Here is an 11976-nt window from a genome sequence, read left to right on the forward strand (position 1 = left end):
GAGATCGTGTATAAGCATGCATATATCAGACGCTCACTGGACAAAGTGAGGTGGACTCTGGTAATTATGCCTTCAGGTGGATGGCTCGGCTCAAGGGCTGAAGAGGGACGTGCCAAGCTGCGATAAGCCCAGGGTAGGTGCATGGAACCTATGAACCTGGGATCTCCTAATGGGTCTTCCTAATGCGTTTTGCGCATTGATCAGTAATGATCGGGAACGCCCCGAATTGAAGCATCTTAGTAGGGGCAGGAAAAGAAATCGAAGAGATGCCGTTAGTAATGGCGAATGAACACGGCACAGTTCAAACTGAATCCCGCCAGTAATGCGCGGGAGATGTGGTGTTATAGGTTTTTCCTAAAGGTCCCACTCAATTCAAGTTAAACTTTTCTGGAACGTTAGACCATAGAGTGTGATAGTCACGTAGACAAGAATTGAAGGATCTGGGATGTAACCTGAGTAGCGTGAGTTGGAATTCTCGCGTGAATTTGGGAGGCACCAACTTCCAAAACTAAATACTTCTTGAGACCGATAGCGAACTAGTAGGGTGACCGAAAACTGAAAAGTACCCCAAGAAGGGAGGTTAAAAGTGCCTGAAACCTGAAGGTGATGGAGCAATATGGCATAAAAGGATCTTTGATATGAAGGAAACAGTCGCGAGGCTGCAGTACGAATATCACTGCCAGTGTCATATTTTACGTTTTGAAGAACGGGCCAGGGAGTGTATTCAAGTGGCGATGGCTAACTTTTTACTTAGGAAGCCGAAGCGAAAGCAACATGCGCGCAACCGCAAGGTGAGGCGCGACGTATACAAGTGCGTGGAGTCACTAGGATACGACCCGAAGCCGGGTGATCTAGGCGTGGGCAGGTTGAAGCGTGGCGAAAGCTACGTGGAGGACCGCAAGCGGTATTGATCTGCAAATCATTCGTGTGACCTGCGTCTCGGAGTGAAAGGCTAATCTAACCCGGCATCAGCTGGTTCCTTCCGAAACATGTCGTAGCATGACCTGACTGGAGATTGTCGGTGAAGTAGAGCACTGATTGGTGGTCCCGGGGGAGAAATCCCTCAGCTGCTTGTCAAACTCCAAACTCACCGTCGTCGAAGAAAGTTGGAGTCCGGACTACTGGGGTAAGCTTGTAGTCCGTAAGGGAGACAACCCAGCCCGTGGTTAAGGTCCCTCAGTGTCGACTAAGTGTTAATACTAAAGGGCGTCCTAAGCCCTAGACAGCTGGAAGGTTAGCTTAGAAGCAGCTATCCTTTAAAGAGTGCGTAACAGCCCACCAGTCGAGGTTTGGGGCCCCGAAAATGGACGGGGCTCAAGTCGACCACCGATACCACGGAGTACCGCAAGGTAATCTCGTAGGAAGGCGTTGCGTTCGGGCAGAAGCAGGGCTGTGAAGTCCTGTGGACCGTGCGGAAACGAAAATCCTGGTAATAGTAACAGCATAGATGGGTGAGAATCCCATCCGCCGAAGGGGCTAGGTTTCCTCGGCAATGATCGTCAGCCGAGGGTTAGTCGGTCCTAAGACGTACCGTAATTCGAGTACGCCGAAAGGGAAACAGGTTAATATTCCTGTACCTCATGACAATAAAACTGACGTTTTTGGGCAGGCTGAGCGGCGCCGTCGCGCCGTCTAAGCACCGAATCCCGTGGAGAGCCGTAATGGCGAGAAGCGGGGGAATGTGTTATGGCGAAAGTCAGCTTCACCCGGGAACCCGTGAAAAGGAAGTTATGAGTCCGTACCGAGAACTGACACAGGTGCCCCTAGCTGAAAAGGCTAAGGCGTGTCGGAAAAATTTGGTTAAGGGAATTCGGCAAATTAGCTCCGTAACTTCGGGAGAAGGAGTGCCTGCTGTGAAGACAGCAGGTCGCAGTGACAAGAGAGCTCTAACTGTCTAATATCAACATAGGAGATCGCAAATCCGTAAGGACTAGTACGATCTCTGAATCCTGCTCAGTGCAGGTACCTGAAACTCTGTTTCAACGGAACGAAGGGCCTGTAAACAGCGGGGGTAACTATGACCCTCTTAAGGTAGCGTAGTACCTTGTCGCTTAATTGGCGACTTGCATGAATGGATCAATGAGAGCTCTACTGTCCCTAACCAGAGTCCGGTGAAGCTTACATTCTAGTGCAGAGTCTAGAGACCTCTAGGGGGAAGTGAAGACCCCGTGGAGCTTTACTGCAGCCTGTCGCTGGGTTGTGATTTTGGATGTACAGTGTAGGTAGGAGACATCGAAGGTGGTGCGCCAGCATCACTGGAGTCGTCATTGGGACACTACCCTTCCAAAATTACGACCCTAACTCTGTGAAGAGGACCCCGATAGGTGGGCAGTTTGCCTGGGGCGGGACGCCCTTGAAAAGATATCAAGGGCGCGCAATGGTTGACTCAAGTGGGTCGGAAACCCACTGAAGAGTGCAAGAGCATAAGTCAGCCTGACGTTATTCAGCACAGTAGTGGATGACGAGACGAAAGTCGGTTCTAGCGAACTTTTGTACTCGCTTGGTGCGAGTCAAAAATGACAGAAAAGTTACCCCGGGGATAATTGAGTCGTTGCCGGCAAGAGCACATATCGACCCGGCAGCTTGCTACCTCGATGTCGGTTCTTTCCATCCTGGCTGTGCAGCAGCAGCCAAGGGTGAGGTTGTTCGCCTATTAAAGGAGATCGTGAGCTGGGTTTAGACCGTCGTGAGACAGGTCGGTTACTATCTACTAGAGGTGTATGTGGTCTGAGGGTAAGCTACTTTTAGTACGAGAGGAACAGAGTAGCGGCGCCACTGGTCGATCGGTTGTCTGACAAGGCATTGCCGAGTAGCTACGCGCTAAGGAATAAGAGCTGAATGCATCTAAGCTCGAAATCTGACCTAAAAAGAGACTACGTTAAGGATTCCGGTAGAAGACCGGTTTGATAGAGTCGGGATGTACGCACCAAGGCAACGAGGTGTTCAGTCCACGGCTACTAACCATCCGTGCCTCTCTACCTTGCTTTGTCCAGGCGAAATCTGATATATGCATGATTATTATACACGTCCTTTTCATCAAATTCATCGTGAGTGAGTTTGGCGGCCATAGCGGCGGGGCAATTCCTGTACCCATCCCGAACACAGAAGATAAGTCCGCCAGCGTTCCTTACTGTACTGAAGTATGAGAGTCTTCGGGAACTCTGGATCGCTGCCATCTCACTTACTATTCTTAACTATTTTTTCTGATATTTTACATGCCTGAGTTCTACTTTTATTTGTTCTCCATATCTATGATTCTGTAGATAATTATGGTTCGAATACTAGAAATATTTGAATTAGTGTTGCAGATATCTATTGTAGTAATAAACAGAATCATGATACAATATGCAAGGTATAGAGTGTGATATGTTCGGACATTTCATGGCTGGAAGTGCTTTAATGACAGCATCAATTTTATTTCAGATGAACTGATCAGTGAGTGTCTTGTATCTCTCCGATAACTGAAAGCAAAAGTGTCTTTATTTCTTTGGTATCCTTTACAGGCTGTTCTTGAATCACTGGCCATCAAGAAGAACATCACACTTTACAACCTTGTGAACAACTCGATAAAATTCACAGATGATGATGGACACGTGTCTTTCAATGCTTATCTCATGAATGGCATGCTTCATGTTTCAGTAACAGATAATGGGATTGGGATATCTGAAGCTGATCAAAAGAAACTTTTCCAACCCTTCAGACAACTGGGTCCATCTACCAAAAAACTATATCAGGGCACCGGTCTTGGTCTTTCTCTGGTCAAGAAGTTCACTGAGCTTCATGGTGGTGAGGTGTGAGTTAAAAGTAAACCCGGAGAAGGTAGTACTTTCAGTTTTTCCATTCCTCTTAGCAGGAAATGAATTATTAAATGTCATCTAAGTTTCTAAAATTGGATATTTTTTTACAAAGCGGCAGGAAAATATCAAGGCCTCAACGCAAAAAAGGATTTTTATAGAATATAGTATCAATATCTTTTTCTGGATGCTAATAAGAACAAGGACAAACACAGAAGCAAAGCAGTATTTTGCTCGAGTGTTGCATTCTCCCCTCCATCTATTTCAATGCTATCTATTTCATTATCTTCAAAGCTACAACCCTGTTCATCCACATGTTGTTCAAGTTCTTTAAAATCAAATTCGGTTTCAGTTGGGATATTTTCACAGGGTATGCTCGAGACTATGGAAAAGGAGGAGAATCCAGGGGTTTTGGATTCGAAGAAGATATGTTTTCCATCTTCCCCTGTTTTTTCAGTGGGCAGGTCATACCATTTTGCGGAACTGTATCTTTTGAGAACAATAGAATCTGCAGAAATACTATTCTCATCCATCCATTGTCTGGAAACCTTAAAATTGACTACAGGTGATTCTATATTGTTACTGTTTGCATAGCCTGATTTCCCTATCCATATATTGATATTCCTATAAACCAGACCCGAAGGTTTCTCTGCTACCATGGCAGATGTTCCTTTCAATATTTCAATGATCCCTGTTATAGATCCGGAATTCTTCAGTGACAGATAATTGATGGATGTAATTGGATTTACTTCTTCTTCAAAGAGGTATGATGTCTGATTGTTGCACAGGACGTAGACCTTTTTTGTCTCCACAAGTTCGATATTATCTGCACTTTCTTCAGTGGACACACCTCCGCCTCCACCGCCTCCTCCACCTGATGGAGTTTGCGTGCTTTCAATTTGGGTAGCCTGTTCATCAGTTATCTCTATAGTTGTACCGGTAACATCAATGGGAATGGCGACACCTTTTGAATTACTTAGTATCACATCCTCCAGTCCGATATTGCAGTATCCTGCTTCACTGCCTGCATTCATGTTGACATGAATGAAGTTGTCATCATTAGTTATCCCGCCTGCTCCGAGTGTAACTGCAAAGATATCGCTGATAAAACCCTGGGAGTTATCAATGGTTCCGGGGTTAAAAATGTATAATAGGCTGCTGTTGGAAAGCAATTCTCCCTCGCTTACTTCATTTGCGCTGGCAAGGGAATTGTCAAACTGAATATTCATCTGCAAGCCTACAAAGTTTTCCTCAGGCTCAATAATAATATCGATGCTGAAGTTCTGGTCGGTTTGGATAATGGGATTGGATGGAACAACGGTAACAGTTGCTTGTGCTAGAGAGGTCTGTACATATGCACTACAAATCAGCATCAGCAGTAATACAAAACAAAAATTCTTGCAAAAAAAACATATTTTTCTTCCCCTTGCCATCATAAACACCCTAAAATATATAAGATGTTTTATGTGGCTGCCCATATTTATATATTTTTATTTATATATGCAAAATCCGATTCGGAAAATCGTTACATAATTATTATGGTACGAACAGATCATATGGCTATGCAAGCTACTATTTTTGAAATCTTCTTTTCACTTACATTCAAAGTGAGTATAAATAATAAAAATTTGTAAATGGGTTAACTTGTACATGAATTAATTCATCCTGCATTAGTAAGGACCAATAATGCTAAATATAAATAAATACAAACTTTTTAAATGTTGATGGAAATGGGTATCAGATGAAAATCTGAGGTCAACGTGGGTTATCGTAGTAGATTTTGCAACAAAAAGCAATTAAAGGTGATACAAATGGGGAAAGTGGAAAGAACTAAAGAAAATTTAGGTAAATGTATATGTATGAAATGTCCAAGTTATTCATTTGGATGTAAAATGAAATCAATGCCAAAGAACATGATGACCATGGTGAAAGGCGACATTGATAAGGTCGAGCACCTGGAAGGAGTATTCTGCGCCTTTGAAAAGAGTAATTGTATTACCGAAGAGAAAGGCTGCATATGTGGAAACTGTGATGTTTATAAAGAAAACGAACTTACAAATATGTATTTCTGTCTTGAGAATGATGGCAAACAAGCCTGATATATGAGTTTTAGACTTGGCATGTGAAAAGCTACGATAACTGATTTCATCACAGCATTTTGATTTTTTGTAATTTTTGTAATTTCATATTTTTTTATTTTTTAATATCTACAACTTTCGAGATAATATTCCTGGAATCTATCAGGTTAAAGTAAACCTGCATTCATCAGGAAATTTGTGAACAATTTCCTTCCACTCTGTTGATAATTCTCGTATACAGCTTCAAAGTCGTTCATGAGATAATTCCTGTCAAGCATCTTCAGGTCTGTATCAACATTCATCCACTCTTCGAACATCTCAGGTGTCAGTTCAAAATGTCCCTGGAAACCATAGGCAGAAGTTCCTATCTTCACTATCTGGTTCCTGCAGTATTTTCCTGTAGCCATCAATTCCATATCATCTGTGAGAATCACAGTTTCCCCATGCAGATGGAATATCTTAAGAGGGCTTTTGAGACCCGAGAAAAGATGATCATCTTTCTTTTCATCGAGTATGTCAATTGTGAAGTATTCATCATCCTCGCCCTTCCATCCTATCTCCTGAACTTCATTCTTGCGTATCTCTTCGCCACATGCCTTTACAAGAGCCTGCATTCCCAGGCAGATCCCAAGATATGGTATCTTGTTTTCGATGGTCTTTTTGATAGTTTCCAGTTCCATTTTCATCTTATCAGTTTCATCATTGGCACTGTCCGGACCGCCAAAAATGAAGACTGCTGAATATGCTTGTGGGTCCGGGATAGTTTCTTTTGAATCAAGATCAACCATATCATAGTGAATATCGTTCTCATCGAGAACATTCTTTAGTATCCCAGGTCCTTCTCTGGAAATATTTTTAATTATTAACACTTTCATGCAGCTATCTGTGATCTGCTCAAATAAGTGCTTTATGAGTTGAACTCCGGTTAACTATTAATAAAAATAACCTAGAATTTCATCATGGACAGGGCCACAGAGGAGATTCTCGAAATATTCGCAAGCATAAACAGTATTCCAAGGTGCTCAGGGCACGAAGGAAAGATAGCCAATTGGCTAAAAGAGTGGGCAGTTTCCAATGGTTTGAGTGTTAAATTTGACACTGTCAATAATATACTGATAACTGTTCCTGGTTCACCTGGCTGCAAGAAACTCCCTGCCATCGTGCTTCAGGGACATATGGATATGGTATGTGAGAAAGTCCCGGATTCAGACCATGATTTCAGCAAGGATCCTATTGCTCATGTCATTGACGGTGACTGGCTCAAAGCAGATGGCACAAGCCTGGGTGCTGATAATGGTATTGCACTTGCCATTGCCCTGCGGCTTGCCACAGACAAAGATCTACGCCACCCTCCTCTTGAACTGCTTTTTACCGTGGATGAAGAGACCGGTCTTACCGGTGCCAACGAGCTCACAGGGGATTTCATATCGGGAAAGATACTTCTGAATCTTGATTCCGAGGACGAAGGAATTTTCATAATAGGATGTGCCGGTGGCTTGAACACAAATATCCTGCTTCCTCTTGAATATGAACCTATCCCCGAAGATCAGATAGTTTGCAGATTGCTTGTGGATGGTCTGACAGGTGGTCATTCAGGTGTTGATATTCATGAGAAGAGGGGCAATGCAAACAAGATCCTTGCAAAGACACTGCTTGCTCTGCTGAATGAATATGACATTAAACTTCTCGATATAAAAGGAGGTTCTGCTCACAATGCAATTCCCCGACATGCTGAGGCTCTGGTAGCACTTTCATTTGACAGCTATGATGACACTCTGTCACTCGTACGGAAGATGGAGGGTGCTGAGGCAGCAGAGTATTCGGAATGTGATCCCATGCTTTCGATAACGCTGTCTCTGGATGACAGTTCAGGAAGCGATCAGTCTCTTAATGGGGATATGTCCAAAAGGGCTATTGATCTTCTGATGGAATTGCCACATGGTGTTATTGGCATGTCTTCAGATGTGTCCGGTCTTGTGGAAACATCAAGTAATCTGGCAACTGTGGGTATCGAGGATGGTAAACTAATGATAGTCATGAGCCAGCGCAGTTCGGTGTCATCAGAACTGGAAATGATCAGCGCAAAGATAAAATCTATGGCAGATGCAGCAGGTGCAACTGTCACACATGAAGGTGGTTATTCTGCATGGCAGCCGGATACCACATCGGAGTTACTGGAACGCTGCAAGAGGGTCTATACTGATATGTTCTCAAAGGAAGCGGATATAGAAGTGATACATGCAGGTCTTGAATGTGCTGTCATAGGCTCTAAATTTCCTGAAATGGATATGATATCGTTCGGTCCGACCATAAAAAATCCTCATTCTCCTGATGAACGACTTTACATTCCTTCGATATTAGATGTATGGAATTTCCTTGTCGGTCTTCTGGCATCATATAGCGACAAAAAGAATAATTCAGCAAGGAAGTCTGCTAAAAAGACCGGGAAAAGATAAAAAAGATAATATAGAACAGTGGCAGATTGCTTATAGGGGTTATTATGAGAAACTTTACAAGACCAATCGTCCTGGTGAGCAGGTGTCTGGAATTTGATAATGTGAGGTATGACGGGAAGGTAGTTCCTTGCCGTATAGTGCGGGATCTGGTACCACTTGTAGATTTCATAAAGGTCTGTCCTGAGTATGAGATCGGACTTGGGGTTCCCAGGGATCCCATAAGAATAGTTAAACAAAAAGGGGACTACAAACTCATACAACCAAAGACCGGGGAAGATGTAACTGAAAAGATGGATACCTTCACAAAGGATTTCATGAAGGATCTTGCAGATGTGGATGGTTTCATATTCAAGTCCCGCTCCCCTACGATTGGTGTAAGGGACATCAAGGTCTATTCAGGAGCCAAGGCATCGCCGGTAATTGAAAAGGGAATGGGTTTCTTTGCCAGCGAGATATTTGAGAAGTATCATGGTTATCCTATAGAGGAGGATGACAGGTTACGTAACTATCACATACGTCACCATTTCCTGACTCAGTTGTACACGTTTGCAGATTTCAGGGCTCATTGCGGTTCAGCTTCGATTGACAAACTGGAAGAGTTCAATGAAAAGAATCGTTTTCTATTCACATATTATGATGCGTCTGTGTATGGGCAGATGTGTGAGCTCTTGAAAAGCTGTGATTCTGCCATCTCTCCGGAAGAAGTGGAAAGTACAGTGTTCAAGAGCTACGCTTCTCTCTTAAAACAAGTACTGAGCAAGCCAGGGGATGTAGATTCGAAGGTATCGGTGTCAAGGCAGATATTTTCGAATTTCAAGCATCTTGTGCCGGAAAGTGAACACATATTCTTTGAGCAGTTAATTGAGAATTTCAGCCTGAACAGGATAACCGATGATGCTCTAATCGAAGTTCTGAGGCTTTACGTCCTGCGTTTTGATGAAGATAATATTGATAATTATACTCTTCTTTATCCGTACCCTGAGATTCTCAGGATATCGGGTGACGAAAAAAGAGATAAGGATTACTGGGATAATGGGGAATGAATTCACTTATATTAATCATATTCCCGAGGTAATCCAGTGCATAAGTTCCAGATCGAAATAAGTTCATGTATAGATTGTAAGAAATGCTGGGATGTCTGTCCTGTCAATATGGTGACAGAAGACAATCGTTTCACACCGCAGGGAAAGATCGATGTCCTGGGAAAAGTGATCCTTGGTGAAGAGCTCACAAAAGATGAATTTGACAACATCTATCTTTCTACCAGATGTGGGGCTTGTGATGATGTTTGCCCTGTGAATATACCCATCACCGAGATAATCCAGTATGAGAGAGAACTCTTGGCGAAGCAGGGAAGAGAGCCCCAGAAGACCACTGCTATATCCCGTAATATAATCGAGCGCAACAGTCCAGGCAGCATGGACCCGTCAACAAGGTTTGACTGGGTGAGCGAGGATCTGGAGATTGCTGAAAGTTCTGATATAGCTTATATGGCAGGTTGCTGGGTGGCTCACAGCCAGCCTCAGATAGCACAGTCCACCATAAAACTCCTCAATCATGCAGGTATCAAACCTATGATAATGAAGGAGGAGAAGTGCTGCGGTCTTTTCCTGATAGATAATGGCCATCTGGAAGAGGCAGCTGAACATGCGAAGAAGTATGTGGATTATATAGAGTCCCTTGGTGCTAAGAAAGTGATTGCTTCATGTCCTGGATGCTATCTTATTCTCAAAAATGAATATGCAAAACTGTATCGTGAACCTGAATTCGAGGTGGAATATACCCTTCCTCTCTTCAAGCAGCTCATAGACGAGGGTAAACTGAATCCGAAGAAACTGGATTACAAGGTTGCATTAAGGGATGCATGTCCGGTCCGTGATATGAAGGATATGCCCCGCAGTATCCTTTCCGGTATGGGTGTGGAGCTCAACGAACTTTTTGATGGAAAGCAGGTCTGTTGTGGTGGTCCAGCCGGTCTGAAACCCAATTTCCCGGAAATATCTGCCGATATCGCCATGATGTCGGTTGAAGATTACAAGGATAGAACCGACATGCTGGTCTCATATTGTCCTTTCTGCATGCATCATATCGGTGGTGTTTGCGGTTCACAGGATGTGAAACTGGAGATGAAGGACATTTCGGAGCTGCTGGCTGAAAGTGTGCTTGATAAATGAAAAAATAATGGTGTTATTCTTATCCGGCCCTTGAAGTCGGATAAGATAACTATCTGATAGTATTGATCATCAGATACTGTCTAATACCAAATGGTATTCAACATCAAATGTAGTACTTTACGTAGAAGCTGTAAACAACCCTTATCTCATCAAGTTCTTTAGGTTCCAACTCAAAATTGCTTGCATCCTCACCTGATGTATATGTGAGGTCGTTGAGATCCTTGAAGATGACCTCGCAATCTACGTTCTCAGGAAGCAGTGATTTGAAACTGTCACATTTCGTTGTTATTTCGTTAATTATGCTTTCTGTTTCGGCTGTATCAAAGTTCTCTCCGCTGGCGGGTGCGTAGACAACTTCTGTTGTCAGTTTTTCCCTGTCATCAAGCGTCATCCAGAAGCCGTTGATATGTGTGCCATCAATCATGTAATCCTTGATCTCGAAACTCTTGCTTATCACATTCTTCAATTTGGAACACCTTTTGTTTTTATTGATATCGATAAGTTAAATCTGTTTTCATGAATTACAAACTCTATTCCTCATAGATCCCGTCACTTGTTACCATAGTTCCCTGTACGTTCATCCATCCGTTCTGGCCCCCGTTCAAAAGGATACTGACGGTGTCCTGATAACTGTTCGATCTCCAGCCTCCAACCCACCATGAGTTTACTCCTTCCATATCTACAGTGATTCGTACAGTAGCATCAGATGAAGTATTGTAAGATGCGAATATCCGGCTTTCGTATCCATAGTACTCAGGGTCTATGTGCTCAGGCTCTTGGATTGTATCTGCAGGTTCTGAAGCCATCAGATCATATTTTGGTAGCAACAGTGATTCATTTCCCATTGGATTTCTAGTGTTGAGTTCATGGTCTGCGGAAGTTCCAATACTAAGGTCAATGGGGTGCAGGACAGGTGTCTCTTCTGAGTATTCATTTGACTCAACGACAATCATTTCCTGTTCGATACCATCTATGTCCTCATCTTCTGATACAGGGGTCGGCAATGATCTATACATTGGAATGATCATGCTATTGGTTATGCTGAGCATGGTGCCATATTCGGTATCAACAAGACTGAAGTTCCACTCGGGTGCCTTATTGTAGAAATCCTTTGTAACCATTTCCTCTCCAACGAGGGAACGGTTCTCAAAGGCCGGTACGGGTAGGTATAGTGTAACATTTTCCAGTGGTCTATCGGTTTCAATTGTGACACTGTAATCGTAATAGCTGTTGGAACTGCCTTCTTCCATTTCTACAGTTGTAAAGAACATCATCGATCCCACTACGACAACAGCTGCCAGTATAAATATCAATATTGAAAGCCCCAGAATTATTTTGCCAATCTTGTTCAAAGTATCCCTGCCATGAACTATTCTTCAGGTTTATTTCATCACTTAATATAAATCTTTAACCACGATGCAAGAAAAAGCGCAATGCTTGCAAATAAAAGGAAATATCCAGATGAAAAAAGAAA

At 43.1% G+C, this 11976-nt stretch carries 9 protein-coding genes and 2 rRNA genes; 7 read left to right on the forward strand and 4 right to left on the reverse strand.

Going from position 1 to position 11976, the window contains the following annotated elements; translation table 11 throughout:
* Positions 1 to 52: 52 nt before the first annotated feature.
* The 3 genes from V7O66_RS01820 (at position 53) to V7O66_RS01830 (ending at position 3797) form a co-directional block, all read left to right on the forward strand.
* Positions 53 to 2981 (forward strand): 23S ribosomal RNA (locus tag V7O66_RS01820).
* Between the two features lie 75 nt (positions 2982 to 3056).
* A 5S ribosomal RNA gene (gene rrf / locus V7O66_RS01825) occupies positions 3057 to 3178 on the forward strand.
* Positions 3179 to 3473: 295 nt separating this feature from the next.
* Positions 3474 to 3797, forward strand: a complete 324-nt coding sequence (locus V7O66_RS01830; protein WP_406661283.1) for an ATP-binding protein — start codon at positions 3474 to 3476, stop codon at positions 3795 to 3797.
* Positions 3798 to 3964: 167 nt separating this feature from the next.
* Here V7O66_RS01830 and V7O66_RS01835 read toward each other — a convergent pair whose 3' ends face one another.
* Entirely contained in the window at positions 3965 to 5167 is a 1203-nt protein-coding gene (locus V7O66_RS01835) for a PGF-pre-PGF domain-containing protein (RefSeq protein ID WP_406661284.1), read from the reverse strand.
* A gap of 486 nt (positions 5168 to 5653) precedes the next feature.
* On the opposite strand from V7O66_RS01835, the gene V7O66_RS01840 reads away from it, so the two are divergent.
* Positions 5654 to 5893 carry a DUF2769 domain-containing protein gene (locus V7O66_RS01840; RefSeq protein ID WP_406661285.1) on the forward strand — a complete coding sequence of 80 codons (240 nt, stop codon included), beginning with the start codon at positions 5654 to 5656 and terminating at the stop codon, positions 5891 to 5893.
* 146 nt (positions 5894 to 6039) lie between these two features.
* Here the strand turns inward: V7O66_RS01840 and V7O66_RS01845 are convergent, their stop codons facing one another.
* Positions 6040 to 6747, reverse strand: a complete 708-nt coding sequence (locus V7O66_RS01845; RefSeq protein ID WP_406661286.1) for a type 1 glutamine amidotransferase — start codon at positions 6745 to 6747, stop codon at positions 6040 to 6042.
* 84 nt (positions 6748 to 6831) lie between these two features.
* Between V7O66_RS01845 and V7O66_RS01850 the strand changes: the two genes are divergently transcribed.
* From V7O66_RS01850 to V7O66_RS01860, 3 genes are read left to right on the forward strand one after another with little or no spacing between them, the layout of a single operon-like run.
* Positions 6832 to 8328 carry an aminoacyl-histidine dipeptidase gene (locus tag V7O66_RS01850; RefSeq protein ID WP_406661287.1) on the forward strand — a complete coding sequence of 499 codons (1497 nt, stop codon included), beginning with the start codon at positions 6832 to 6834 and terminating at the stop codon, positions 8326 to 8328.
* Positions 8329 to 8372: 44 nt separating this feature from the next.
* Entirely contained in the window at positions 8373 to 9371 is a 999-nt protein-coding gene (locus tag V7O66_RS01855; RefSeq protein ID WP_406661288.1) for a YbgA family protein, read from the forward strand.
* Between the two features lie 36 nt (positions 9372 to 9407).
* A complete protein-coding gene (locus tag V7O66_RS01860; RefSeq protein WP_406661289.1) occupies positions 9408 to 10502 on the forward strand; it encodes a (Fe-S)-binding protein in 1095 nt (364 codons plus the stop codon).
* A gap of 103 nt (positions 10503 to 10605) precedes the next feature.
* On the opposite strand, the gene V7O66_RS01865 is transcribed toward V7O66_RS01860, so the two are convergent.
* Complete coding sequence (locus V7O66_RS01865) at positions 10606 to 10959, reverse strand: hypothetical protein (RefSeq protein ID WP_406662530.1); 354 nt, start codon at positions 10957 to 10959, stop codon at positions 10606 to 10608.
* Between the two features lie 73 nt (positions 10960 to 11032).
* Positions 11033 to 11854 carry a hypothetical protein gene (locus tag V7O66_RS01870; protein ID WP_406661290.1) on the reverse strand — a complete coding sequence of 274 codons (822 nt, stop codon included), beginning with the start codon at positions 11852 to 11854 and terminating at the stop codon, positions 11033 to 11035.
* Between the last annotated feature and the right edge of the window lie 122 nt (positions 11855 to 11976).

This window comes from Methanolobus sp. ZRKC3, from assembly GCF_045291275.1.
Taxonomy (GTDB): Archaea; Halobacteriota; Methanosarcinia; order Methanosarcinales; family Methanosarcinaceae; genus Methanolobus.

Bases quoted from the DNA above. Each gene is read 5' to 3' on its own strand.
- V7O66_RS01840 (WP_406661285.1), top strand. From the start codon at position 5,654: ATGAAATGTCCAAGTTATTCATTTGGATGTAAAATGAAATCAATGCCA.
- V7O66_RS01850 (WP_406661287.1), top strand. From the start codon at position 6,832: ATGGACAGGGCCACAGAGGAGATTCTCGAAATATTCGCAAGCATAAAC.
- V7O66_RS01845 (WP_406661286.1), bottom strand. From the start codon at position 6,747: ATGAAAGTGTTAATAATTAAAAATATTTCCAGAGAAGGACCTGGGATA.
- V7O66_RS01855 (WP_406661288.1), top strand. From the start codon at position 8,373: ATGAGAAACTTTACAAGACCAATCGTCCTGGTGAGCAGGTGTCTGGAA.
- V7O66_RS01835 (WP_406661284.1), bottom strand. From the start codon at position 5,167: ATGCTGATTTGTAGTGCATATGTACAGACCTCTCTAGCACAAGCAACT.